This is a genomic window from Collinsella aerofaciens, from assembly GCF_015558785.1.
Classification (GTDB): Bacteria; Actinomycetota; Coriobacteriia; order Coriobacteriales; family Coriobacteriaceae; genus Collinsella; species Collinsella aerofaciens_P.
The window spans coordinates 63,175-90,146 of record NZ_JADMOP010000006.1; the positions used below are offsets into that span (position 1 = coordinate 63,175).

At 62.4% G+C, this 26,972-nt stretch carries 17 protein-coding genes; 6 read left to right on the plus strand and 11 right to left on the minus strand.

Annotation, left to right across the window (positions count from 1 at the left end):
• The first annotated feature begins 20 nt into the window (after window positions 1-20).
• Entirely contained in the window at window positions 21-959 is a 939-nt protein-coding gene (gene cysK, locus I2G40_RS04485) for a cysteine synthase A (protein ID WP_118256362.1), read from the plus strand.
• Window positions 848-2,239, plus strand: a complete 1,392-nt coding sequence (gene mnmA / locus I2G40_RS04490) for a tRNA 2-thiouridine(34) synthase MnmA (protein WP_324252569.1) — start codon at window positions 848-850, stop codon at window positions 2,237-2,239. Before cysK ends, mnmA begins: the two co-directional genes overlap by 112 nt.
• Window positions 2,240-2,375: 136 nt before the next feature.
• Here mnmA and I2G40_RS04495 read toward each other — a convergent pair whose 3' ends face one another.
• The 3 genes from I2G40_RS04495 to I2G40_RS04505 all read right to left on the minus strand — a co-directional run bounded on the left by I2G40_RS04495 (window position 2,376) and on the right by I2G40_RS04505 (window position 6,073).
• Window positions 2,376-3,419 carry a M42 family metallopeptidase gene (locus I2G40_RS04495; protein WP_035137360.1) on the minus strand — a complete coding sequence of 348 codons (1,044 nt, stop codon included), beginning with the start codon at window positions 3,417-3,419 and terminating at the stop codon, window positions 2,376-2,378.
• Between the two features lie 605 nt (window positions 3,420-4,024).
• A complete protein-coding gene (fucO, locus tag I2G40_RS04500) occupies window positions 4,025-5,191 on the minus strand; it encodes a lactaldehyde reductase (RefSeq protein WP_035137361.1) in 1,167 nt (388 codons plus the stop codon).
• 165 nt (window positions 5,192-5,356) lie between these two features.
• Window positions 5,357-6,073, minus strand: a complete 717-nt coding sequence (locus I2G40_RS04505) for a YoaK family protein (RefSeq protein ID WP_118377270.1) — start codon at window positions 6,071-6,073, stop codon at window positions 5,357-5,359.
• 250 nt (window positions 6,074-6,323) lie between these two features.
• On the opposite strand from I2G40_RS04505, the gene I2G40_RS04510 reads away from it, so the two are divergent.
• The gene (locus I2G40_RS04510) at window positions 6,324-8,459 is read left to right on the plus strand and encodes a YgiQ family radical SAM protein (protein ID WP_324252570.1); all 2,136 of its coding nucleotides are present in this window, start codon (window positions 6,324-6,326) and stop codon (window positions 8,457-8,459) included.
• Between the two features lie 156 nt (window positions 8,460-8,615).
• Here I2G40_RS04510 and I2G40_RS04515 read toward each other — a convergent pair whose 3' ends face one another.
• The 8 genes from I2G40_RS04515 to I2G40_RS04550 all read right to left on the minus strand — a co-directional run bounded on the left by I2G40_RS04515 (window position 8,616) and on the right by I2G40_RS04550 (window position 20,065).
• Window positions 8,616-9,524: a CPBP family intramembrane glutamic endopeptidase gene (locus I2G40_RS04515; RefSeq protein WP_195544329.1), complete on the minus strand. Its 909-nt coding sequence runs from the start codon at window positions 9,522-9,524 to the stop codon at window positions 8,616-8,618.
• A gap of 83 nt (window positions 9,525-9,607) precedes the next feature.
• Complete coding sequence (locus tag I2G40_RS04520; protein WP_195544330.1) at window positions 9,608-9,808, minus strand: type II toxin-antitoxin system RelB/DinJ family antitoxin; 201 nt, start codon at window positions 9,806-9,808, stop codon at window positions 9,608-9,610.
• Window positions 9,809-10,023: 215 nt separating this feature from the next.
• On the minus strand, window positions 10,024-11,400 hold the full coding sequence (locus I2G40_RS04525) for an ATP-binding cassette domain-containing protein (RefSeq protein WP_195544331.1): 1,377 nt from the start codon (window positions 11,398-11,400) through the stop codon (window positions 10,024-10,026).
• A gap of 3 nt (window positions 11,401-11,403) precedes the next feature.
• Complete coding sequence (locus tag I2G40_RS04530; RefSeq protein ID WP_195544332.1) at window positions 11,404-12,459, minus strand: ABC transporter substrate-binding protein; 1,056 nt, start codon at window positions 12,457-12,459, stop codon at window positions 11,404-11,406.
• Window positions 12,460-12,461: 2 nt separating this feature from the next.
• Window positions 12,462-14,273: a [FeFe] hydrogenase, group A gene (locus tag I2G40_RS04535; protein ID WP_229090654.1), complete on the minus strand. Its 1,812-nt coding sequence runs from the start codon at window positions 14,271-14,273 to the stop codon at window positions 12,462-12,464.
• Window positions 14,267-16,099, minus strand: coding sequence for an NAD(P)-binding protein (locus I2G40_RS04540; RefSeq protein ID WP_195544333.1), 1,833 nt, complete (start codon window positions 16,097-16,099; stop codon window positions 14,267-14,269). The genes I2G40_RS04535 and I2G40_RS04540 overlap by 7 nt, the downstream gene beginning before the upstream one ends.
• A gap of 340 nt (window positions 16,100-16,439) precedes the next feature.
• Window positions 16,440-17,201 (minus strand): 4Fe-4S dicluster domain-containing protein, encoded by a 762-nt coding sequence (locus I2G40_RS04545; RefSeq protein ID WP_195544334.1) that lies wholly within the window; start codon window positions 17,199-17,201, stop codon window positions 16,440-16,442.
• 620 nt (window positions 17,202-17,821) lie between these two features.
• Window positions 17,822-20,065, minus strand: a complete 2,244-nt coding sequence (locus I2G40_RS04550) for a DEAD/DEAH box helicase (protein ID WP_195544335.1) — start codon at window positions 20,063-20,065, stop codon at window positions 17,822-17,824.
• Between the two features lie 588 nt (window positions 20,066-20,653).
• Here I2G40_RS04550 and I2G40_RS09765 point away from each other — a divergent pair.
• The 3 genes from I2G40_RS09765 to I2G40_RS04565 all read left to right on the plus strand — a co-directional run bounded on the left by I2G40_RS09765 (window position 20,654) and on the right by I2G40_RS04565 (window position 26,863).
• Window positions 20,654-21,616 carry an FHA domain-containing protein gene (locus I2G40_RS09765; protein WP_195544336.1) on the plus strand — a complete coding sequence of 321 codons (963 nt, stop codon included), beginning with the start codon at window positions 20,654-20,656 and terminating at the stop codon, window positions 21,614-21,616.
• 500 nt (window positions 21,617-22,116) lie between these two features.
• The gene (locus I2G40_RS04560) at window positions 22,117-23,871 is read left to right on the plus strand and encodes a protein kinase domain-containing protein (protein ID WP_229090659.1); all 1,755 of its coding nucleotides are present in this window, start codon (window positions 22,117-22,119) and stop codon (window positions 23,869-23,871) included.
• A 652-nt stretch (window positions 23,872-24,523) separates the two neighbouring features.
• Window positions 24,524-26,863: a heavy metal translocating P-type ATPase gene (locus I2G40_RS04565; protein WP_195544337.1), complete on the plus strand. Its 2,340-nt coding sequence runs from the start codon at window positions 24,524-24,526 to the stop codon at window positions 26,861-26,863.
• Window positions 26,864-26,972 lie beyond the last annotated feature (109 nt).

Genomic DNA, 26,972 nt, shown 5'->3' on the forward strand with positions numbered 1-26,972 from the left:
GAACACTTTGGAGGTTCACCATGAGCAATGTTTATACGTCCATCGATCAGCTTATCGGCCACACCCCGCTTCTGGAGCTCACTCACTTTGAGGCCGATGAGGATCTCAAGGCCCGCGTGCTCGTCAAGCTGGAATACTTCAACCCCGCCGGCTCCGTCAAAGACCGCGTCGCCAAGAACATGATCGACGAGGCCGAGAAGGCCGGCAAGCTCGTGCGCGGCGGCGACTACACCATCATCGAGCCCACGAGCGGCAATACCGGCGTCGGCATCGCCTCGGTGGCGGCGGCTCGCGGCTACAAGGTGATCATCACCATGCCCGAGACTATGTCCGTCGAGCGCCGCAAGCTGATGCAGGCATACGGCGCACAGCTCGTGCTCACCGACGGCTCCAAGGGCATGAAGGGTGCCATCGCCAAGGCCGAGGAGCTGCAGAAGGAGACGCCCAACAGCATTATCGCCGGCCAGTTCGTGAACCCCGCCAACCCCGCCATCCACAAGGCCACGACCGGCCCCGAGATCTGGGATGACACCGACGGCAAGGTCGACATCTTCGTCGCCGGCGTCGGCACCGGCGGTACCGTGACCGGCGTGGGCGAGTTCCTCAAGGAGCAAAACCCCGAGATTCAGGTCGTCGCCGTCGAGCCCGCCACCTCCCCGGTGCTCTCCAAGGGCCAGGCCGGCCCGCACAAGATCCAGGGCATCGGCGCCGGCTTTGTGCCCGACGTCCTCGACACCCGGGTCTATGACGAGATCATCCCCGTCGAGAACGACGACGCCTTTGCCACCGGCCGCGCCGTGGGCCACAAGGAGGGCGTGCTCGTGGGCATTTCGTCCGGTGCCGCCGTGTGGGCCGCGCTGCAGCTGGCCAAGCGCCCCGAGAACGAGGGCAAGACCATCGTGGCCCTGCTTGCCGACACCGGCGAGCGCTACCTGTCCACGGCGCTCTTCCAGGACTAGGGCCCGTCGCCCATAGGTTGAGCCCAGGGCGAACCGGTCTCCTCTCTCCCGGCAGTCTGAGCCCATCCCATCAGGGTGTCCCACGAGCCGTCCGAACTTGTTACAATGTCTGCGGCGCGGAACCAGCCTCCCGCGCCGCTTTTCTTTTTTGGCCACATGCCACCAAGGAGAACCTCCCCATGCACAACAAGCGCGTGCTCGTCGCCATGAGCGGCGGCGTCGATTCCAGCGTGACTGCGTACCTGCTCAAAAGCCAGGGCTACGAATGCGTCGGCGCCACCATGCGCCTCACCTGTCCCGCGCCCGATCCCGTCACGGGCATGAATAAGGTCGACCGCGACATCGCCGATGCAAAGGCCGTCGCCGAGCGACTGGGGATACCCCACCACGTGCTCGACCTGCAGCAGACCTTCGATTGTAACGTTATCGAGCGATTTGTGACTGCCTATCAGGAGGGGCTGACGCCCAACCCATGCATCATCTGCAACCGCCATATTAAGTTTGGCGCGCTGCTCGATGCGGCACTCGATATGGGCTGCGACCACATCGCCACAGGTCACTACGCCAAAACGAGCCAAGCGGCCGACGGCACCTGGCAGCTGAACCGCGGCGAGGACCCCAAGAAGGACCAGAGTTACTTTTTGTATTCGCTCACGCAAGAGCGTCTGGCACGCACAATCTTTCCGCTGGCTGGGCTGGACAAAGAGCGCGACGTGCGCCGGATTGCCGCCGAGCAGGGCTTTGCCAACGCCAAGAAGGCCGAAAGCGAGGATATCTGCTTTATCGCGGACGGCGACTACGCGGGCTATATCGAGCGCCGCCGCGGGCATCCCGCCGAGCCGGGCGATATTGTATGGCGTGACGGCAGCGTGGTCGGACGTCACAACGGCGCGTTGCGCTATACCATCGGCCAGCGCAAGGGCCTGGGCGTCGCGATGGCGCATCCCGTGTACGTAACGGGCGTCGATGCCGCCAACAACATTGTGCATCTGGGCGAGGCCGACGACCTGACGGCCACAGCGCTCACGGCCAACGACTGGATCTGGAGCGCCCCTGCCGACCGCATGGAAGCAGAACTCACGTCCGGCGGCATTCATGTGGGCGCCAAGTACCGCTACCGTCAAAAGGACCAGGCAGCGACCCTTACGCGTGGCGCCGATGGACAAATGCTGCTGACTTTTGACGAGCCGCAGCGAGCCATCGCCCCCGGCCAGGCCGTTGTAGTCTACCACGGCGACATCGTCCTCGGCGGCGGCACGGTGACCGGCGCACTTAAGTAGCCCCATCCCCTTCATAAATTGCGGTGAAATAGGGACTGTTTAAGCGTTTAAAACCGCCAAACAGTCCCTATTTCACCGCAACTTAGAGAGGACGGCCTCGGTCGGTACTGCCGTATCAGCCGAGGCCGCTGCATCGCTAGCGCTGTACGTAGGCGCGGACGAGCTCGAAGGTGTTGCGCACGCCGTCCATGTGGCTACGCTCGTAGTTGTGGCTCGCATACACGCCGGGGCCGATCAGACCATGGCGAATGTCGTAGCCGGCAGAGAGCGTGGCTTCGACGTCCGAACCGTAATGCGGATACACGTCGATAGCGTAATCGAGCTCAAGCTCGCGCGCGATATTGGACAGCGCCGTCACCAGGTCGTAGTTGTACGGACCGCCCGAATCCTTGGCGCAGATCGACACCATGTGCTCGGTGCAGCCTAGGTCGTCGCCCACGCAGCCCATGTCAACGCTGATCATCTCGCGCGTGTCGGCCGGCACGAAGGCGCCGCCGTGGCCCACCTCCTCGTACACGGTAAAGAGCAGCGAAACCTTACGCGAAAGCGTCACCTCGCCAGCGGCGACGGCACGCGCCAAGCCCAACAAAATGGCGGCCGATAGCTTGTCATCCAGGAAGCGGCTCTTAATGTAGCCGCTCTCCGTCACCGTCGTGCGAGGATCCATAGCGATGATGTCGCCGGTCTGAATACCCAGCTCGAGCACATCGTCCTTGCTGTCGACGTTCTCGTCGAGCAAGATCTCCATGTTCTTCTCGATGGTCTTGACCGGCTCGTCGGCCACGTGCGCCGAAGGCTCGGTGTTAAGAACCACGCCCGTGTAGACATTGCCGTCGCGCGTGTAGACGGTGCAGTTCTCGCCATCGGCCGTAGACCACTGATGCCCACCGAGCGTCGTGGGGCGCAGGCGGCCATTGTCCTTAATGGAACGCACCATGGCGCCTAGGGTATCGACATGGCTCGCCAGTACGAGCGGCTCGCCCTCGCCGCCAAGCTCAACGAGCACGTTACCCTTATTAGAACGCTCAGGCCCAAACCCCATATCGCGCAGGGTCTCCATCAGATAATCAGTCGCCGCACGGGTATAGCCGGTAGGGGAGGCAATAGAAGTCAGCGTCTTAAGCTGTCCTGCGATATAGGAGAGCGTCTCCTCTAGAGAAGCATCAATATTAGAAGTCATATGCATCCTTCCAAGTAAAACTAAGACCGAGTCCCGATTTTAACCGTTCTGCACGTGCAATGCCCCAGGAGCCGAGCCGCCTCCAGACGTCCCCGCACCGGTTTTGTGCACGTGCACGGTTTACAATCTCAATCTTGCATAAATCCTATTGGTATTTGCATAGAAATGAGGCATCTTTTTGCTTCGTCTCAGGGTACCCCACCTTGGGCCGTGCAAAAAACGGAGTATTCAGCACCGTGGGCCCCAACGGCCCCATCACGAACGACAAAACGACGTGGTTACAGCAGTGTTGCAGGTCGTCGCAAAGCAAAAACTCAGTAACAACCCCCCCCCACTCATCGATAGCCCGCCCACAATGGCTGTCGATGGGCGCCTGCGGGCCACTACGGGCCATTCAAAACGTTATGCATTTTTAAGAGCTTGCTGAGTACTCCCAAAAATGCACGCTGGGAAGTGCACCACCTATCCGCAGCGGGCAGTACGCCTTGGTTTTGTCCGTCTCAGGGCATCGACGCAGCACAAAAAGCCCCGCCGTGCGTAGCACGGCGGGGCCAGCGGCACGTCAAAAGACCATACACCTACGGGCGAAGGACCACCAAACTGGGCTAGGCAGCCGGGCAGATCTTCTTGAAGAGCTCGATGACGTCGTCGAGCGTTGCCTCGCGCGGGTTACCCGGGAAGCAGGCGTCGGCCATGGCGTCCTTGGCCAGGACCTCGATCTCGTCAGCCTTCATGGCCTCACAGACGTGCGGGATGTTCACGTCGGCGGAAAGCTGCTTGACGGCGGCGATGGCGGCATCGGCGGCCTCGGCGGTGCTCATGCCCGTGGTGTCAACGCCCATGGCGACGGCAACCTTGGCCAGGCGCTCAGCGCAAACCGGCTTGTTGAACTCCATGGCGATCGGCAGCAGCATGGCGCAAGCGACGCCGTGCGGGGTATCGTAGTGAGCGGACAGGGTGTGAGCCATGGCGTGGTCGATGCCCAGGCCAACATTGGAGAAGCCCATGCCGGCGACATACTGACCAAGAGCCATGCCCTCACGGCCGGAGCCGGGCTGGCCGGACTTGGCCTCGGCGACGGAGTCGCGCAGGTTCTCGCTGATCAGCTTAATGGCCTCAAAGTGGAACATGTCGGAGAGCTCCCAAGCGCCCTTGGTGGTGTAGCCCTCGATGGCGTGGGTCAGAGCGTCCATGCCGGTGGAAGCAGTCAGGCCGGCGGGCATGGAAGCCATCATGTCGGGGTCGACGACGGCGACCTCGGGGGCGTCGTTGGTGTCGACGCACACGAACTTGCGGACCTTCTCGGGGTCGGTGATGACGTAGTTGATGGTCACCTCGGCGGCGGTACCGGCGGTCGTCGGCACGGCGATGGTGAACACGGCGTGGTTCTTAGTGGGAGCAACGCCCTCGAGGCTGCGGACATCGGCGAACTCGGGGTTGTTGATGATGATGCCGATGGCCTTAGCGGTGTCCATGGAGGAGCCGCCGCCGATGGTCACGATAGCGTCAGCCTCGGCGGCCTTGAAGGCCTCGACGCCGTCCTTGACGTTCTGGATGGTGGGGTTGGGCTTGATCTCGGAGTAGAGGCTCCAAGCGATGCCGGCGGCGTCGAGCTCGTCGGTCACCTTGGCGGTAACGCCAAACTTGACCAGATCGGGATCGGAGCAGACGAAAATCTTCTTGTAGCCGCGACGCTGGAGCTCGCCGGGGATTTCCTTGATGGCGCCGGAACCATGATAAGAGATGGTATTGAGAACGAAACGATTAGCCATTGATAGCCTCCCATCGTGTGCGGGGCACCCATTACGCCCCACGCTATGAGTCCCATCCTAACGCTTTTGAAACGAAAAACGCGTGAGAACGTCAAAATTGTTAAAGCGTTTCAACAGATGATGAAAAATATTGCGGCAAAGGGACAGCCCCTTTGCCGCATTCGGTTACTTTCGGCAGCCCTCTTTCCAAGCCTCGGCCGCAACCTTCCAGCGTAAGCGCAAGTCGCGCTCGCGGTCGATGAACATGATGGCAAACGCGACAAACAGCAGCAAGCTCGCCACGACGATGGCATGCAGGCCCATGCGCTCAATACACCAATTGCCCAGCACGGCGCCAAACACAAAGGTAAAGATCACGCCAAAGTACAGCAGGCCGTTTTCCAAAAAGCCACGCCTATGGGTGATGATGTAGTCGTCCACGTTTTGCAAGGCATTACGGAGGTTGCCGATACACATCGTCGTGGCAATGCCGTGACCGTGGATCTTGCGGAAGCTCTCAACCTGCATGCCGCAGGCAAACGACGTGAGACAGTTGGCGAGCAGGTTGTAACCGCCACCGGGGATAAAGCTCACGCCAAGCAAGATAACGGCTTCAAAAAACACCGTCACCTGACGCCAGTGAATCACACTGCCAAACCGCTCGTGCACCAGGTCGGCAAGCATAATGCCCACGGCAAACGACACCACGGGAAAGAAGTAGCGTCCCGCCAGCGCCCAGTTGCCCTCCGAGATGCTCACGCCCACGAGCAGGATGTTGCCCGTCTGCGCGTTTGCGAAAACATGGTCGCGCCCAATGTACGAATACACATCCATAAAGCCACCGGCGAGCGCCAAGATGATGCCCAGCTCAATAGACTCCGATATCTGTTTGGCACGCTGCATCGTCGTGCGTCCTCCTTGTTGACGACCCTCTCGTGCGTTGGCGGAGACATAGCCGCCGTTCATACTGTAACCCATTGACAACATGGCGTGCGCGCGAGACGAGTTCTCCAACGCGCAGATACACAGTCTGGAAACAAACGGCGGGTACGGCGCCGACGCCCGACACCTCGTGTACTCCACCAGTCTTTTTAGCCCCGTCCCAAAAAGACTGGTTACAATTACGTGCAGCATACTAACAACGGGAGGAATCGTGGCAAAAAAGCCCCAGGACGCTCAGCACAACCAGCATGGCAAGCATGCCCAGCGCGGCCGGCAGCAAAAGCGTGGCGGCAAGGCCCAAGATTCGCGCCCCACGCATACCCCGGCTGCGCCCGTCCGCCCCTGGCGCCCGGGCCGCGATAAGTTTCTCCCCGTCAGCCGGGCCGACATGGATGCGCGCGGCTGGGACCAGTGCGACTTTGTCTACGTCTGCGGCGATGCTTACGTGGACCATCCCAGCTTTGGCATGGCCATCATCAGCCGTGTCCTCGACGCGCACGGCTACAAGGTGGGCATCATCTGTCAACCCGACTGGACTGACCCCGCCAGCATCACTGTGCTCGGCGAGCCGCGCCTGGGCTTTCTCGTCAGCGCCGGCAACATGGACTCCATGGTCAACCACTATTCGGTGACCAAGCACCGCCGCCACACCGACGCCTATACCCCCGGTGGCGAGGAGGGGCACCGTCCCAATCGTGCCGTCACGGTCTACGGCAACCTCATCCGCCAGACGTTCAAGGACGCCCCCATCATCATCGGCGGCATCGAGGCGAGCCTGCGCCGCCTGGCCCACTACGACTACTGGCAGGACAAGCTCAAGCGCTCGGTACTGCTCGACTCGGGCGCCGACATCCTCATCTACGGCATGGGCGAGCACGCGATCGTCGAGATCGCCGACGCGCTCGACGCGGGACTACCCGTCGATCAGATCACCTATATCAACGGCATCGTCTACCGCACCAGCTCGCTCGACGAGGTCTACGACTACGACCTGCTGCCCAGCTGGGACGACCTTGCCGCCGACAAGCTCAACTACGCGCGCAGCTTTAACGTGCAGCAGCAGAATATGGACCCCATCACCGGACATCGCCTGGTAGAGCCCTACCCCAACAGCGTCTATGTGGTGCAGAACCCGCCGTCGGCGACACTCACCACCGACGAGATGGACGAGGTGGCCGAACTCCCCTACGCACGCGATTGGCATCCCGACTACGACGCGGCAGGCGGCGTGCCGGCCTTTGCCGAGATCAAGTTTTCCATTAGCTCCAACCGCGGGTGCTTTGGCGAGTGCTCGTTTTGCGCGCTCACCTTCCACCAGGGCCGCGTGCTGCAGATGCGCAGCCACGATTCGATCATGCGCGAGGCCGAGCTGCTCACGCGCGACCCCGAGTTTAAGGGCTACATCAACGACGTGGGCGGGCCGACGGCCAACTTTAGCCGCCCTGCCTGCGACAAGCAGCTCAAGCACGGCGTGTGCAAGAACAAGCGCTGCCTGTGGCCGAGCGTATGCAAGAACATGGTGGTCGACGAGAGCGGCTACACGCAGTTGCTGCGCGACCTGCGCCAGCTACCGGGCGTCAAGAAGGTCTTCGTCCGCAGCGGCATCCGTTTTGACTACACCATGGCCGATGCCTCGGACGAGTTTTTGCGCGAGCTGCTGGAGCATCACGTCTCGGGCCAGCTGCGCGTAGCGCCCGAGCACGTGAGCGACGCCGTGCTGTCTGTGATGGGCAAGCCGAGCCGCGCCGTCTACGACGCATTCTGCCGTAAATTTGAACGCTTGAACCGCGAATACGGACTCAAGCAGTACGTGGTGCCGTATCTGATCTCGAGCCACCCCGGTTCAACCATGAAGGAAGCTGTGGACCTTGCCGAGGCCGTAAGAGACATGGGCTACATGCCCGAACAGGTGCAGGACTTCTACCCCACGCCGTCCACCATGTCGACGTGCATGTACTACACCGGCGTGGATCCGCGCACCATGGAGCCGATCTATGTGGCGCGCGACCCGCACGAGAAGGCCATGCAGCGCGCGCTCATCCAGTATCGCAAGCCCGAGAACTACAAGCTGGTGCGCGAGGCGCTGGAAAAGGCCGGCCGCCGCGATTTGATCGGCTACACCAAGCATTGCCTGATTCGTCCCGTGCCCCCGCGTCCGGGCGAGACGTCTGCTGGCGGTGGCCATGGCACCGGCAAGAAGGGCGGCAAGGCCCACGGTGGCGCCGCCGGCAAGGGACCCAAAGGCAGCAAGGGCCACGGTGGCATGTCGCGCGCGCAGAACACTGCCGGACGCAACCGCGCGGCCCAGGGACGTCAGGGCGCCAACGGCGGCGGACGCCGCAACTAGCGTGGCGAGGGCCGGCCGGTGTCTCTTGGCCAGTCGGCGTCTCCTCATCGGCCAAGCGTGTTTTCCCTAGGGGAAACACGCTTGGGCTGTCTCCAGTCGTGATTTCCCTAGGGGGAACACGCTCAGACACGCCTAGCCGTGTTTTCCTTAGGGGAATCACGCTTGCTGGTAGGGACGATCCGTCTGGCACGTCAGTTTGAGCGACCGCATCGCCTCTACCAGCACAAAGCCGGCGATGGCAACCGTGATCACTACGTCGAGCGGCGTGTTCACAAACCACAGCAGGCCCATGAGGTACGACCCGGCATTAAAGGCAAAGTGCAGCAGAATCGTGTAGCGGAGCTTTCCGGTCGTCACGAGCACCCAGCCAAAGATGAGGCCGGCGGCACCCGCGTAGCAACCCTGCACCCAATTCATGTGCATAAAACCGAAGATTGCCGCCTGCAGCACAATCGCCGCGGCGATACCCCACGTACTTGGGGCCGCCCAGGGCACCATGGCGCCGTTCTGCGCGCTCGCACGACGCGGGCGCTTCCAAAGTGGGCGGCACTGCGGATTAAACGCTCGGAGCGAAAACTCAAAAATAATGCCGCGCACCAGCAGCTCTTCACAAAATGGGGCGCCGAGCACCGTAGTCAGGACGGCGAGATAGCTGGTGTCGCCCATACCTGTTTCCTCGACAAGCTCGCTGTAGTCGGCCGCGGCGTCGGGCAACAGCGACAGCACGGCGTCGGTCACGTAGCCAACGACCACCTGCAGGGCAAGGCCAATCACGACAACGCAAGCGATGCGCTTCCATGCAGCACTTGCTCCCCCGCCGAGCGGACGTTCACCTTGCCGGCGCGCCATGAAGGAGCGGGGCCACAGATAACGCCACCACAGCAGCGCCATCAAAAACGACGCCGTCTGAGCGGCAGCCTGGAACCATTGGATATCGAGATTGTCGATCGGATAGCCCGTCAGCACCGATACGGCATCGAGAACCGAAAACAGAACCACGCTCAGGGCTATATCGGCAGCGACAACGCCAAAACATGCAAGCGCCCACGCCATCGCATTGAGCATGCCAACCTCCTCAAAACCGTTCCCTAGTTCTACCACAACTCGGCAGAGAGCTGATCCCATGGGGACGGAGGAAAACGGATCACTTATTGATGAGAATCGGGCACAGCGCCAAAGGCCCCGCTGGGCGAAATGTCGAACGGAAAGGTGCCGCAGCGATTGAAGGCGGCGATGAACATGCGGATGGCGTTGGACGGCGTGGTGCCTACGAGCTGGGTTGCCGCCGCGAAGGCCGCCTTTTCCTCAGGCAAGACCTTCGCTACAACCGGGGTCATGTGTTCTGCCATGGCGCTTCCTTTTTGAAACGACGGTGGTGCGGATAGATGCGGGCCACGCGGCTGGGCGACGGGCTGTGAAGGCAACCCGATTGGCCCGCATCTGGAGTTTGTTTCTACGGCGTTGGTATTACTTGGTATTCCTAAGTATTACCCCGTAGATAGAATAGCACACCTGATCCCTTGGGGACGGAGGAAAACGGATCATTTTGTTGCTGAATAAGTATTTAGAGTGTGATGATGTCCGAGATATTGAGGGCCCGAGCGTCGACGGCATCGTGCGTGGCAAGCAACAGCATGCGACCGTCGAGCAAGTCGAGCACGACTTCGGCGCATGCGTCGCGCGCAGCGGTATCTAGACCGGTAAAGGGCTCGTCCAGAATCACCGCGTCGCCTGGGCACAGCAGGGCTCGGGCAATCTCGACGCGACGGCGCTGCCCGCCCGAGAGCTCGGCCACACGAGCATGTACATCGACCCCCGGCACCAGCAGGCGCAACAGGGCTGCGGCACTCGAGGCGTCCACGCGCGCGTCGGCGCACACCAGCACGTTATCCAGAGCAGAAGCGTCCTCTACCAGGCGCACATCCTGAAACACCATCGAGCACGGTGCGCACTCCCCCGCCGCTAGCGCGAGCAACGTCGACTTGCCCACCCCCGAGGCGCCCATCACGCAGGTACGCCCGCCGGTGGGCACACGAAGCACCAGACCGTCCAGCACCGGCGCCCAGGGCGCGCGATCGCCCACGGCAAGCGCAAGCTCCGCCGAAGCGCCATCGCTCGCGGCCCCCGCACGCCCGCGCAGTCCATGTCCATGCGTCCGCACGGCAACACGCCATGCCACGGAACCCGAAGCCCGCAGCAGCCACATCAGCACGCGCTCGCATGCCCACGATGCCGCCACGACCAACACGGTCCACGCCAGCAGGTCAGCCGTCTCAATGAGCAGCTTCGCCTGATAGATGCGCTCGCCCACGGTACCAGCCGCCATGCCAATCAACTCCGCCGCCACGCCGGCCTTCCAGCTCATGCCGATCACGGCGCGGGCGCACGAAAGCACAAACGGCAGGACTTCGCGCCAGGTATGGGCGAAGAACAGTCGCCAACCCCGCACACCATGCAGACAAAACATCTGCTCCAGCGGCTTATCCACTTGTGCCAAACCCTCGACCAGCGAAAAATACACGCCCGGCAGTGCCATCAAAAAGACCGCTGCAATGCTCACGCGCGCCGACCCCAGCCAAATGAGCAGCAGAACCACCACGCAGGCAACCGGCGTCGCCTTTACAAACGAAAGCGCCGGCGCCACCAGACGGGCAAACGTCCGCGACCGCACCGAGACTCCCGCCAGTACACCGCCGCAGATCGCGGCAAGCGCCAGTCCGCCCAAGATTCGTGCGCCTGAACCCACCAGAATCGCCCACGTGTTGGCATCGCACACCAGCCGCAGCAACGCCACCACAACAGCGCCCGGCCCCGGCAAAATCAGCGGCTGCGCCACCAGCGCCGCCGCGAAAGCCCACACGGCAAGCCAAAAGGCGGCAACGGCACCTGCTGCCGCCACCGCCTTCATACGCTTTGTCATTTGTCGAGCAAACGCACGCACGGGCTACTCCATGTAGTAGAAATCATCGGCCGGGAGCTTGCCGCCCACGGCGCTCGCGTCCGCATCGGCCAGCACCTGCAGGTACCCACCGAGTGCCGCCTTCATATCCTTCCCCGTCTGGCACACGAGCATGCACCCGGGAATCGCCTTTTCGGCAATCGCGGCGTTATCCACGATACCCGCATCGACCACGGACTGAGCCCAGTCCGCCGGCGCCGCGTTCACGGCCTCAACGCTCGCAGCATGGCAGCTCAGGAATTCCGCCACGGCATCGGGATGCTCCTCGGCAAAGACACGGCGCACCACGGTCACGCCCGTCAGCAGGCGCGAACCCGTGTCACCTGCCAGCTCATCCCACACATCGGTCAGACTTACCGGAGCCGACAGCTTGTCCTCGCTCTTGGCGATGGCCGCCGTCTTGAACGGCTCGGGTAGCACGCCCGCGGCAGTCGGGTCGGCAAGCAGCGCCGACAGCACCTCGGTGGGCTCGCTCTTAAACTCAAGCGCCACCTGGCCGGTCAGGCCCGCGCGCTCCAGCAGGTAGTTCATGACGTACTCCGGCGTGGTGCCCTTGCCCGTCATATAGACGGTATGGCCCGCCAAATCGCCAAACGAGGCCACACTCGCGTCGCCCGTCACCACGTTCAGCACGCCCAGCGTGTTGATGTCGATGACCTGCACCGCACCCTCAGTCTTGTTGTAGAGTACGCTCGCCACGTTGGCGGGCACCAGGGCGATATCGATATCGTCCTGAATGACCTTGGGCACAATCTCATCGGCGGCAGTATTGATCGCAAAGTCGAACTCATTGTCCGTCTCGCCATCGGCTGCCCGGTCCATAAACTGCACCAGACCAATCGAGGTCGGCCCCTTGAGCGAGGCGACGCGCACCTCGACCGGCTCTGCAGCAGCACCGGCGCCGTCCGTGGCAGCCGAGCCCGCGGCGGACCCGGCACCGGCAGCCCCGCCGCCACAGCCCGCGAGTGCAAGCGACAGCGCACCCGCGGCAAGCGCCGAGGCAAACCCCCGGCGCGACAGCTCAAAATCAAACGCGCGCATCGCTAGCACGTCCCCTCGTTAGGCATCGTCCATGCGTGATGGTCGGTATGCAGCAGATCCTCAGCCAGCGACGAGAGCGGCTCGCCCAAGAACTCGCGGTAGCACGCCTGGACATCGGGATTCTCGTGCGAGAAACGAATGTCCGCAGCGGCATCCAGGCCCCAGAGCACCTGGCCACGCTCGGCTGCCAGCTCGCAGCCGTCGTGGATGGGCTGACCGCCGCCACCGACGCAGCCGCCCGGGCACGCCATAACCTCAACGAAGTCATAGCTCACGCGGCCGTCGCGAATCGCGTCGAGCAGACGGGCAGCGTTGCCCAGCCCGTGTGCCACGGCGACGCGCACCTTGGTGCCATCGATATCGGCCACGGCCTCCTTCCAGCCGTCCAGGCCGCGCACATCGGTAAAGAAGTCGGCGTCGGGGTTCTTGCCCGTCACCAGGTAATAGGCCGAGCGCACGGCGGCCTCCATCACGCCGCCCGTGGCGCCAAAGATCACACCCGCACCCGTGCCAAAGCCCAGCGGCGTATCGAGCGGCTCCTCAACTAGCGTATCCACGCTCACGTGGCTCGCGCGGACCATGCGCACCATCTCGCGCACCGTCAGCGCAACGTCCACATCGGGCGTGCCGCCCTCGCCCACCATGCTCGGCAGCGCGCACTCGGCCTTCTTGGCCGTGCACGGCATCACGGACACCACAAACAGGCGCTCGGGCTCCACGCCCAGCACCTTGGCGTAGTAGGTCTTGGCGATGGTGCCGAACATCTGCTGCGGCGACTTGGACGTGGACAGGCTGTCGACAAACTCGGGGTAACGCGCCTTCACAAAGCGTACCCAGCCCGGGCAGCAGCTCGTGAACATGGGCCAGCTGCGGCTGTCGCCCTCGCCCTTGGCGGCCTCGCCCAGGCGCTTGAGCAGCTCGGAGCCCTCTTCCATAATGGTGAGGTCGGCCGAGAAATCGGTATCGAACACGTACTCAAAGCCAACGCGGCGCAGCGCGCAAGCCAAGCGCTCAACGGTAGCCTCCTCGCGAGATATGCCGAGCTCCTCGCCCCAGGCGCTGCGCACGGCCGGCGCAATCTGCACCAGCACGATCTTGTCGGGATCGGCGAGAGCATCGAACACGGTCTCGGTATCGTCGCGCTCGCGCAGTGCGCCCGTCGGGCAATGCGTTATGCACTGGCCGCACGCGACGCATTCGGTCTTGCCGATCGGCGCGCGCCCGCGGGTACCCACGGCGGTATGCGTGGCGCGGTTGGTCAGGTCCCAAATCCCTAGCCCCTGCACGCTCTCGCACACCTTGATACAGCGCATGCATTTAATGCACTTGTCGTTTTCGCGGATGATGGGAAAATCGAAATCCCAGCCCTCGCCCGCCAAATGCCTTTGATACGGCAGATAAAAAATACCCAGGTCGTTGGCGATGGTCTGTAGGTTGCAGTTGCCGCTGCGCACGCAGCTCGTGCACTGCGAATCGTGCTGGGACAGCAGCAGCTGCACGTTGGTGCGACGGGCCTCGCGAGCCTTGGGGCTGTTGGTGTGGACCACCATGCCGTCGAGCACGTAGTTGTTGCAGGCGGCAACCAGCTGATCGCAGCCCTCGACTTCGACCACGCACACGCGGCAGCCGCCGATCTCGTTTAGATCGCGCAGGTAGCACAGGGTGGGAATCTGGATACCGACGGACTTGGCCGCGTCCAGGATCGTGGTGTGCTCGGGTACCACGACCTCGCAATTATCGATAGTGAGCTTGACCATATTGAGTGCTCCGCTTTCGGTGTTGTCGCTGACAGTGGGGTTGTTGAGCTCTACCATTCCAGGCTCCTCCCTCCGCGGAACGCGCCAAAGCCAAAGTGGTCGCAACGCAGGCAGCGGCTTGCCTCCTGGCGCGCCTCCTCCTCGGTAAGGCCCTGCTCGACCAGATTCCAATCGTGAATACGCTCGCCGGCCTCGCGCTCACCCAGCTCGCAGCGGCCGCACTCGTGCTTGCCCTTAAACTGCACGGTCGGCAGCTCCACGTCGAGCTTGATCTTGTGGTCGAAGCCCAGGTAGCGGTCGATATTTGCCGAAGCCACGCGGCCAGCGTTGATGGCACGGATGACGGTGGCGGGACCGGTCTGGCAGTCGCCGCCGCTAAAGAGGCCGTCGAAGTTGGGCACGGCACCGTCCGAATCGGTGACCACGCAGCCCCACTTGCAGGCAATGCCCACCTCCTCAAACGGTTTGGAATCGATGTCTTGGCCAATGGCGACGAACACACGCTCGCAGGGGATGACGCGCTCGGGCGTGGCGGCGGCACGCGGAGCCGGACGACCGCGACGGGGCTCGCCGATAATCTGCGGCTGCACGCGCAGGCCGCTCACGCGACCGTCCTCGCCCGTCTCGATGGCGAGCGGGGCCGTCAGCTCCAGCACCTCACAGCCCTCGGCCTGGGCACCGGCAATCTCGGCGTCCTGGGCCGTCATATCGCAGATGCGACGGCGGTAGACGATGCTTACCTTTTCGGCACCGCAGCGCACGGCGGAGCGTGCCACGTCCATGGCAACGTTGCCGCCGCCGATGACGCACACGCGCTGGCCGCTCAGGTCGGGCAGCTCGTCATCGCCGATGGCGCGCAGCATCTTGACGGCCGATTCCACGCCGGGCGCCTCTTCACCCGGAAGGCCGAGCTTCTTGTCACTGTGGGCACCGATGGCCAGGTAGACGGCATCGAACTCGTCGCGCAGACGGGCGAGCTCCTCGCCGCTCACGGAGTGGTCGAGCTCCACGTCGATGCCGGCGCTCAAGATCCAGTCGATCTCGGCCTGCAGGCGCTCGCGCGGCAGACGATAGCTGGGGATGCCGTAGCGCAGCATGCCGCCCAAGTGGTGGCGCTGCTCAAAAATGGTCACCTTGTGGCCCATCACGGCCAGGTAGTAGGCACAGGAAAGGCCGGCCGGGCCGCCGCCGATCACGGCGACGCGCTTACCGGTGTTGTCCACTACATGTGGCTTGTGGTCGTTGAGGTCGCTATGCTCAACGGCAAAACGCTTGAGGGCGAGGATGTTCATGGGGTCGTCGACCATGCCACGGCGGCAATGCATCTCGCAGGGATGCTCGCACACCAGGCCACAGACGAGCGGTAGCGGGTTGTTCTTGCGGATGACCTTGACGGCGTCGGCATAACGGCCTGCCTCGACGAGCGAGATGTAACCAGGAATGTCGACGTGCGCCGGGCAGCCCGAGACACACGGGACGCGAGCCTCGCGGTCAAAGCCGCAGGAGTGCTCGCGGATGTGGTGCTCAAAATCGTCGCGGAAGCCGCGAATGGCCGTGAGTGCCATGGCGCCAGCTTCGTAGCCGATGGCGCAGTCGCTCGAAAGGTAGATGGTGCGGGCCGTGCGCTCAATCAAGTTGAGCGTGGACTCGTCGGCGCGGCCCTCGAGCACATCGGCGAGCAGGTCGCTCAGCGCGCTCAGGCCCACGCGGCAGGGCGTGCACTTGCCGCAGCTCTGGGTGGAGCACAGGTTGACGAGCGCCGCCGTAAACTCGACGGGGCACGGGGCGAGTGAACTCACCGCCAGACGACGTCCGAGTGCATCGTGCAGGTCGTCCATGACGGCCTGAGCGTGGCTGCGTTCCATTACGTGCAGTCGAGCCATAAGATCCCCTCTCACATGGCAGCCCGGAGGCGAGGCCGGGCGAAATTGCTACACGCACAACACTGACCTAAAAAGTTGTTAGGTCTCCACGCAGTTCGGCAGGCGGTATGAAATGTCACCATCAGCGGTGAAAATGAACATTATCGCAGATAAATGCCATATTTGATAAAACGCGTTACCAAATTGCAATATTCAATGTGAAAAAGAGCGCCTTACTATTTTTCCTTTTTGATCCGTTTTCCTCCGTCCCCTTCGGATCACATGATCCCTTGGGAACGGAGGAAAACGGATCGTTTTTGGTGCAAAAGGGCCAGGTTTGTTTGCACCAATCTCACTTGCGCTAGATGAAGAGCTCGCATTCCTTCCGCGCGACGCAAACCTTGCTCAGCATCTGGGAAACAGCGGATAGCTTGTTGGGATCAAGCTTACGAGCGCCTCGCGGACATACGGCAATGCAGCGCATGCAGGAGATGCACGCCTCGCCAGCTGCTCGTTTGGGGTCACCCTTGTCGATAGCACAAACGGGGCACGCCGCGGCGCATGCACCGCAGGAGACACAATCCCCTGTTGCCTCGGGTGCCATGCGGTGACCTCCGGCTTGTTTATAAGGACGATTGCCGGGAATAGAGGGCTCGGATGTATCCTCAGCCAACAGCTTTTGCTGAATTTGCTGCGCAAACTCTGCGAGCTGCGCCGTATCCTGCGCATCCGGACGACCGGCAGCAAACTGTCGTGCAATGGAATGTTCTGCAATGGCTGCAACTGCCGCGATCACCCGGAATCCCGCATGCTTCGCAACGTCCTCCAGCTCTACGAGCGTGTCCTCAAACGCGCGGTTTCCGTATACGCAAACCAAAACAGCCCGAGCCCCGTTGCCGCGCACCATGCCCAACCGGTCAGCCACCACAGCCGGGATTCTACCGGCATACGCCGGCACAGAGATTACGGCCACGTCGTCCTCGGTCATCGAGACAGCGCTGAAATCTAGCCCGCTAACGGTCAGATCGACGGTAACGGTATTCTTGTCCAGTGCCCCGGCCACAAGGCCAGACACCTTCTGCGTTCCACCCGTCGGACTAAACACAATTTCGAATACGCTCATCGAGGCACCCTCCCCTACGCCTGGCAACGCGTCAAGCCGCTTTCACATCCAGCCAGAGTATACGGCACGTGGGGTCCCCGTTTTGATGCACCAAGCACCCCAATGCACCCACCCTACGCTGTCTGCCTCTTCGTTTTGTATAAATTACGGTACAGATTGTATATATTTACGGGATACCGCCGTGTTCTCCCGAGGTACCCCATCCTGGCCCGTGCAAAAAACGGAGTATTCTGCAACGTGACCGCGCCAGCAATACCCCGAGCGGGCAAACCTTTAGGGCGCTGCGTCATTTTGGGTTCCGACATGGCGAGAATGACGCGCCCCTGCTCCGGAAAACGACGAAATCTGACTCAGAACGCTCGCTAGGGATATCCGAAAGCCACCGTTGGCGACGTCAAATCATATGCAGACAACTCGAACTGCAGAATACTCCAAAAAATGCACGGCGCACCCCATGGGACCCATTGCCGCATGGTAGGAAACAGGCCCACGGCATCCTCTAGATGCATTCCCGAGGAAATCACATTTGAACTAGCGATCGGATACGGCAAACAAAAAGGGCCCCGAGCGTAGTTGCTCGGGGCCCTTGGTTCACCTCGCTCTAGCGGGCGATGCGTGTGTTATTTACGCTTGCCGCCGCCGTCGCCGGGGCGACGGGAGCTGCCGCCGCGCTTGCCGCCACGGCTGTTGCCGTAGCTGCCACGGTTATCGCGACCGCCGGCGCGGCCGCCACGGGAACCGGCCTGGTTGCCGCCACGCCCACCACGATAGCCGCCGCGACGCTCCTCGCGGGTATCGTCGTAGTTGCGCCAGTCATCGCGACGATCGCGGCTGGCACGCGGGTCACGACGATCGCGCGACTCGTTAGAACGAGCGGCGCCGCCGCGGCCGCCATTGCCGCGAGCACCCTCGCGACGCTCGCCGCCGCGGCTACCGCGCTCTTCAAAGCGCTTGCCGCCACGGGACTCGCCACCGCGGGCACCGCGCTCACCACGGCCCTCGCCGCCACGGCGCTCATCGCGCCCGCCGCGCTCGCCGTCGCGACCGGAACGACGGCGGTCGCCCGCACCGCGCTTGCCACCGCGCGAACCGTGGCCCTCGTCCTCGCGCTCGACACGACGACGGCCACCGCGATCCTCGTCCTCGCGGCGGCGGCGATGCGCCTCGCCCTGGAACTGCTTGGCACGACGCTCGGCACGGTTGCCACGCGGGGCCTGCTCGACAGCACCGCCGCGCTCCTCGGCAGCCACCTCGCGGGCCACGCTCTCAACAGCCTCGTCCACGCGAGCCTGAACGCCCTCGCGCACGCGGGTCTTGCCGCCGCGCTTGGGACGGCTCGGACGCTCGCCGTCGCCGCGACGCTCGTCGCGACCGCGGTTGGAACGACCGGCCACATCGCCGTAGTCATCGCCGTTGCGCTTGCCGTCGCGACGCGCCTGCTCAAGCTTCTTCTTGCTCTTGGACTTGCCGCGCTTAGTCTTCTTCTTCACCTTAAAGGCGGCAGGATCGCGCTCGGGGTCAACGGCGGGCGGGTTGGGACCCACGTGCAGGTCGCCGGCTTCGTAAATATCGGCCGTCTTGTCCATGAGCTTCTCGATCTCGTAGAACTCGTCGACGTCCTGCTCGGTCACAAACGTGATGGCCCAGCCCAGCTCGCCAGCGCGGCCCGTACGGCCAATACGGTGGATGTAGTCGGTCGGCTCGGCCGGCACGTCAAAGTTCACGACGTAGCGCACGTCGCTGATGTCGATGCCGCGGGCGAGCACGTCGGTTGCCACCAGCACGTCGACGGTACCGTCGCGGAAGGCCGAAAGGGCACGCTCGCGCTGGGCCTGGCTGCGGTTGCCATGAATCGCGGCGGCCTTGATGCCCTTACGTTCCAGACGACGGCAGCAGCTGTCGGCGCGGTGCTTGGTGCGCATAAAGACGATAGTGCGCTCCGGGCCCTCCTTCTTGAGGAACTCGGGCAGCAGGTTGTTTTTGGCCTCGATGGACACCGGGAACACAAACTGATCGACGGTGTCGGCGGTCGACGTGGCAGGTGCGATCTCCACGCGAGCCGGGTCGCTCACCAGGTCGGTGATCTCGCCCACGGCCTCCTCGTCGAGGGTCGCCGAGAACAGCAGCGTCTGGCGCTCGGCCGGCGTCTCGCGCACAATGCGCCGGACGGCGGGCAAAAAGCCCATGTCGAGCATACGGTCGGCCTCGTCGAGCACCAGGACCTTAACCTCGTCCAGGTGGCAGGCGCCCTGCTCGATCAGATCGACCAGACGGCCCGGCGTTGCGACCAGGATGTCGCAGCCGTACTTAAGTGCCGCGGTCTGCGGCTTGTAGCTCACGCCGCCCACGACGGTCACGGCAACATGGCCGGTGACGTCGGCGATTTTGCTTGCGACCTCGTCGATTTGCTGGGCAAGCTCGCGCGTAGGGGTGATGACGAGCATCACGGGGCCTCGACCGTTGCCCTCGGGCTTTTTAGCACCGCGACGACGGTTGCGGCCGCCGCGCTCGCGCACGGGTTTGGGAGGAGCGATGTGCTCCAGATTGTTCATGGTCGGCAGCAAAAAGGCGGCTGTCTTGCCGGTACCGGTCTGGGCGGCGGCAAGCAGGTCACGGCCCTCGAGCACCACGGGGATGGAGCCGGCCTGAACGGGCGTGGGCGCCGTGTAGCCCAGGTTCTCGATAGCACGGAGCATCTCGTCGGAAAGCCCCAGCTCGTCAAAGGCGGGCAGGCTCTCGGTAGCGGACTCGACGGCCTGGGCAGCATTGGCCTCATCGGCGGCATCGAAGGCAGCCTGGGTCATAGCCTCGCGGGCCTCGTCCAGGATCTCGGCGTCCGTGACGTCAGATACAGAATTACGCATATGTTGTTGTTCCTTATCTGCACGCGCTATGGGCACGGCATGCGGCCGCGCGGGCGTGCTTGGTAGTGCGCTAATACATACAAAAACGGGTGCGCACAGAGAGGACGTTGCTCAGCACGCTGGCGATCGCTTTGGCAGCCCTATCACGCGCCGTCCAGACGCAGCAGCTCTAAGCGATGGAGCAGATTCGCCGCCGGTTAGTATACCCGTGCTTCGCATGCCCCCACGTAAACCACAGATGACGAGGCGGACGAGGTGGGCCCGGCTGATTGTCTCAATCTGTAACAGTTACAGGGCAAATCTTCCTCTACGTGTTACAGATCGAGACAAACGGTCGACACGGTTCACAAACGTCTCAATCTGTAACAGTTACCGAGTAAAATCGGTCCTAATTGTTATAGATCAAGACAGAGGGGGATTTCCGTCCAGTCCAAACCAAATCTCTCAGGCTTCCTGCAATTTCGAACATGTGGCCTATAATGTTGCTTTGGTTACGCTATATATTGCGCGGCCATTTAATACGTCGCCCACCGGGGGCCATTAATTCCTATCGCCATATTGGCTAGGAAGCAATCAAAGGAGGTATCCGTGGCAGCAGAGACGCCTTGCTCGGTCCTCTATAACGATATTCGCTCGTTCGGCGGTCTTAAACATCTCGAGATCGCCCGAATGCTTATCAATGGAAACTCTTATCTCGGCAGTACCCTGCTCGAGAAATGCTCTTCCAACCGCTCGTATCTCACCCGTTACATCGTCCATCGCAAGCCTGACCAGTGCGCGCCCTCCATCTACAGCGACTTTACCGTCACCACGCTCAACCTTTCCTCGGCAATCTGCAGCAAGCTCGGCGGCGGCGAGTCCGCCTATCGGGCAATCGCCGAGCACTATCGCGGTCCGGCCGCCAACGAAATGATGTCGGCTCTCACCAGCTACAAGCTGGACAGCCGCCTATATGCAAATGCCCTCAATCGCATCGACAACTTTGACGGCAATGCCGTGCGCGAGAAAAGCACGCTTTACCTTATGCTCTTTGTGGCAACGGGGGCGCTCGCCGATCCCGTTCAGGGCGTGGCCACCGTCGAGCGCTTTTGCGACAGCAAGACGGGCGAGCACTTTGGCACCACCGAAACTACCGTCGGACGTGGCTTTATGAGCAGCCTGGAGCAGCCGCGCACCGTCGCCCCCAACCTCGGTCTGCTCAGAACCCATGCCGACAACTGCGCCGACATGCAAATCCATCCCCTCACACGCGATCCGCACGGCACCGTGATTGGTTCTCTGCCCAAAACCTCGCCCAGCATCACCGATGTGGGCGCCGACGCATCGCGCGAGCATCTTCGCATTTGGCTTGAGGGTGAGCACTGGTACGCCCAGGGCCTTGGATCGACCAACGGCACGGTGCTCGAATCGGGCGCGCGCGACGGCGATATTGTGATTGAGCCGCCGCGCGACCAACGCGAGCCCGGCAAGATCTATCCCCCCGTGGAAATCGCCAACAGCGACAGACTTCATTTGGGTCTCTATACGACATTCCTTGTCATTGTGGACTAGCGCGGACGGCGATCGAAAGACGGTCGCCGTCCGTCTTTCGTCTTCTACCTTCTGCGTCGTAAACGACAATGCACAGCGGTATACGTGGGCAGTGCGGCTATCATGGTACTTTACCGATATCCGCACTGCTCACGTATACGTGCGGCAACCCATGCCAGACAAAGGAACGCCATGGATACTACCGATAGCGCCTATGGCGACAAACTCATCCGTCTCGATACGTTCGATACCGCCGTGGCGGTCGACCCCAGCGCCGAGGACGACGCCAAACGTCGGTTTATGACGCTTATTCTCCAGACGGCCCACCGCAACAACGGCAACATCGGACACGTGCTGCGCGCGACCAACACGAGCGGCGAGGTCTTTGCCGTCAAGCTACTCAAGGACAACGCCATCCTTTCCGGCCAAGCCCCCGACCGCTCCGCCGAGCAATCGGCAGCGCCCTGGCCAACACCGCCGCGCTGTTCGAGGAGTACCGTCATCTGTGTACCGTCTCGCACCTGCGCGGATTTCCGCGCGTCTATGGCTACGGATCGCGCGAGGATGACCCGCTCATCCTCATGGAGTGGGTCGAGGGAACCTCGCTCAAGCAGGCGCTGCCCTTGCTTCCGCACGATGCCTCGGGCGGGCTGACCACCCAGATGGTCGCCGCCGTCGGAAACGCCGTGCTTCGCGCACTCTTGATGACCCAAGGCCTCGTGAATCCGATCATTCATCGCGACCTGTCGCCTGCCAATATCATGTTCCGCACCACCAGCCGAACGCTCGAGCAGCAGATTGCCGATTGCTCCTTTGACCCCTGCCTCATCGACATGGGCTCCGCGACCATGGCCCTCGGCGACGACACGATCACCCGGCGCGCCGACATCTGGCGCTTTGCCACGCCCGCATACGCCGCGCCCGAGATGCTCACGCAGGATATCGAAGGCATCGCGGCCCTTCGCCGTTCGCCGGCAATCGATGTCTACGCGCTTTCGAGCATTCTGTACCAGCTCTACAGCGGTCGCAAACCGTTTGACTTTGAGTCGACGGACGCCACTGCAACCGGCTCGTTCTATCTCGTAAAGACCAAGACCAAGCCGGCGCCGCTCGAGCCGCGCTGCGAGGGCGATGAAGCGCTCGTCCAAATCATCATGAAGGGTCTCTCAGTCGAGCAGTGCGATCGTCCCACCGAGCAGCAGATGCTCGAGGTGCTCTCGGCATACCTCACTGATGCCGAATCCGAGGGCCGCGAAGGCACAGGAGACGAGGCCGCGATTGATATCGATTCTGGCACGCACCTTAAGGTCGACGTCGCCGGCGAGCGCGCACGAGAGATCCTGAATCAGGCCCGCCACGATGCCATGACCCGCCGCCGCTTTATTATCGGCGGCGCTATCGCAGCCGTTGCGGGGCTCAGCGTTATCGGGGCGGCAACCCATGGCTTTGGCATCCCCGACTACCTTGACGGCATCCGCGGTTCACTTGACGACTACACCTGGGATCAGCTGCAGGAGATTTCGCTCAAGATTAAGGCCGCCGAGACCCGTAGCGAGGCACGCGAGATTGCCAAGCGTTACCACCTGCTCGACGCTGATGGGCATATCCCCTATCCGTGCACCAAGCGTGTCACGCTCACCAACGGGCTGGAGGTCGGCGCGCAGCTTGTGGGCATCCGTCACGATGAGCTTCTGGACGGTACGGGCAAGGCCGGGCTGACGTTTATGTTCGACGCGGGTATTGCCGAGCGCAACGCTGCAGCTGAACCGCCGAGCGCCGGCTGGGCAGATTGCGAGCTGCGGGAATGGCTCAACGGCGACGGCCTTAAGCTGCTGCCCAACGAGTTGCGCGCACTCATTAAAGGGGTCAAGAAGGTCTCGAACAATGTGGGCGCCGCCAACAGCGCATCGTGCCTGAGCGAGTTGCCCGCAACCCTTTGGCTGCCCGCCATGGTCGAGCTGTGCGGCGCGCAACCGCCCGATTCGTTTGTCGAGGACTATCACTACCTTGCTGACATCTACAACGGCGAGGGCAAGGAGTATCAGCTCTTCCGCGAGCTCAAGGTGAGCCCGTATTCCACGAACGAGACGATGGTCCGCCAGTGGAAGGGCAAGGACACCTGCTGGTGGGAGCGCACGGTGAGCCCCGATACGTCGGAGACCGAAGGCACGCTCTACATAAACCGCGTGGGCCACGACGGCGACGTCTTTACGTACGCAACGCCTGCGGACAAGCCAAACAAACGAACCTGTGTGATCCCCGGGTTCTGTATCTAGGCGGCGGGCGTCTTGCCGTGACGGGACCCCTCCCCGGCAGTTGTCTCGATTTGTAACACTAGCTCGGCAGATACAGGTCTAGATGCTACAGAACGAGACAAACCCCAATCCCGCGAGACAACATCTCAATCTGTAACAGTAAGGGGTCAAAAACCTCTCTAGATGTTACAGATCAAGACATTTGAGTTGGCCGCGGACGGTCTGTCTCGATCTGTAACAGTAAGGGGTCATATTTCCCGCCAGATGTTACAGATTGAGACATTGAGTTTATTGCTGAAGGTTCGTCTCGATCTGTAACATCTGGAATCCAAAAACCGGTCTAACTGTTACAGATGGAGACAAACTCAAACCTCTCAAAACAAAATCTCAATCTGTAACAGTTAGAGGTCATTTTCCCCGCTAGATGTTACAGATCGAGATATTGATTTGCCGCCGGAGAGTTTGTCTCATTCTGTAACAGCAGCTCGGCAAAAACTGGGCTAGATGTTACAGATTGAGACGAAGGGCGGGGATGGTGCACCAACCCGGCAGCCACCCTCATCTGTAGCGAAATGTCATACATTTCTTTCTGTACTGGACACCCCCAGGGGGTATGGGTGTATAGTATCGGCAGGTTAACATTTCCGACACTACGTCACAGAAAGGAGCAGCCATGGCTCAAGATAAGTTCGACGTGGGCGGCATGACATGCGCCGCCTGCCAGGCGCATGTGGACCGCGCCGTGAGCAAGCTCGACGGCGTCGAGAGCGTCGCGGTCAACCTGCTCGCCGGTTCCATGATGGTCGACTATGACCCCGCGCAGGTCTCCCCCGACGATATCTGCACCGCCGTCGACCGCGCGGGCTACTCGGCCTCGCCCATCAGCACGGGCACCGACGCTGTCCAAAGCGGAAGTGCGCAAGCCAGGTCCGGCGCCGCCCATATGGAGTCGCCGACCAAAAAGTTGGAGGCCGCCGCCTCTGCCATGCGCACCCGCCTCATCGTCTCGATCGTATTCCTCATCCCACTGTTCTACATAGGCATGGGGCACATGCTCGGCTGGCCGCTGCCCGGCATCTTCACCGACCACACCCACAGCATGACGCTCGCGCTCACCGAGCTCGTCCTGCTCGTCCCCATCGTCTACGTCAACGACGCGTACTTTATCAACGGGTTTAAATCGCTCGTGCACGGCGCGCCCACCATGGACGCCCTCATCGCCGTCGGCGCCACCGCCTCCATCGCCTGGTCGCTCTACGCCATGTTCATCATGGCCGATCAGTTAGCCGCGGGCCAGGTCCACGAGGCCATGATGACAGGCATGGACAACCTCTATTTTGAGAGTGCGGGCACGATCCTGTCGCTCGTCACCGTGGGCAAATACCTCGAGACACGCAGCAAATCCAAGACCGGCGGCGCCATCGAGGCGCTCATCGACCTGGCACCCAAGACCGCGACCGTCGTGGCAGAGGACGGTACCGAGGCCACCGTCGACGTCGATGCCATTCTGCCCGGCCAGGTGCTGCGTGTGCGCCCCGGCGAGTCCATCCCCGTCGATGGCGTGGTGCTCGAGGGCAGCTCGGCCGTGGACGAAAGCGCGCTCACTGGTGAATCCATTCCCGTGGAGAAGACCGCCGGCGACACTGTCAATGCGGCCACGGTCAACCGCACGGTCTCGTTTACCTTCCGCGCCACGCGTGTGGGCGCCGACACGTCGCTCGCCAAGATTATCCAGCTCGTCGAGGACGCCAACGCCACCAAGGCGCCCATCGCCCGCATGGCCGACAAGGTCGCCGGCGTGTTCGTGCCCGTGGTATTCGTGATCTCGGCCATGACCTTCGTGGCGTGGATGGCACTGACCGGTAGCGTGAACGAAGCGCTCACCTCCGCCGTCGCTGTGCTGGTGATCAGCTGTCCGTGCGCATTGGGTCTGGCCACGCCCGTCGCTATTATGGTCGGCACCGGCAAGGGCGCCGAGATGGGCATTCTGTTCAAGAGCGCCGAGGCGCTGGAGAATCTGCGCAGCGTGGGCACCGTGGTGCTCGATAAGACGGGAACGGTCACTCGCGGCAAGCCTGCCGTGACCGATATCGTGGTAGCCACGCGCGCCGACGGATCGCCCGCCATGAGCGAAAAGGCGCTACTCAAGCTGGCCGCCGCGCTGGAGCGCTCAAGCGAACACCCGCTGGCCGAGGCGATTATGGCCGAGTGCAAGACACGCGGAATCGTCGCGCGCATGGTCGAGGACTTTACTGCCGTGCCCGGGCGAGGCGTTACGGCACGCGAGGGGCAGAATGTCATTGCCGCCGGCAATATGCGCCTGATGAACGAGCTGGGCGTTACCGTGCCCGAGGGGCTCGCCGAGCAATTTGCCGCCGAAGGCAAGACGCCGTTGTTCTTTGCCAAGAACGGCGAGCTTGCCGGCACCATTGCCGTGGCTGACGAGGTCAAGGAGACGAGCGCCGGGGCCATCGCCGCATTGCGCTCGCTTGGCGTCGACGTGCGCATGCTCACCGGCGACAACCGCGTCACTGCCGAAGCAATCGCCCGCCGCGTGGGACTGAGCAGCGAGCAAGTCATCGCCGACGTCCTCCCCGCCGACAAGGAACGCCATGTGCGCGAGCTGCAGGACGCGGGCGGCAAGGTCGCCATGGTGGGCGACGGCATCAACGACTCCCCCGCCCTGGCGCGCGCCGACGTGGGCCTTGCCATCGGTACCGGCGCCGACATCGCCAAAGAAGGGGCAGATGTGGTTCTCATGCGCAGCGACCTCATGGACGTCGCCCGTGCCATCGAGCTGTCACGTGCCACAATCCGCAACATCAAGCAGGACCTGTTCTGGGCGCTGTTCTACAACGGCATTGGCATTCCGCTCGCCGCGGGCGCGTTCTTCCCGCTCACCGGATGGCAGCTCTCGCCGATGTTTGGCGCCGCGGCCATGAGCCTGTCGAGCGTGTGCGTCGTGTCCAATGCCCTGCGTTTGAAATCCTTTAAGCCTAAAGTGGCAAAATAGGCTCACTATTACGTTCATTTAGAACGGGTTTTCCAGGTACCCGAGATTGACCTGAAAGAGGAGCGACGCGTACTTTGGTACGCGAGCGACGGTTTGAAGGTCAAGGTCG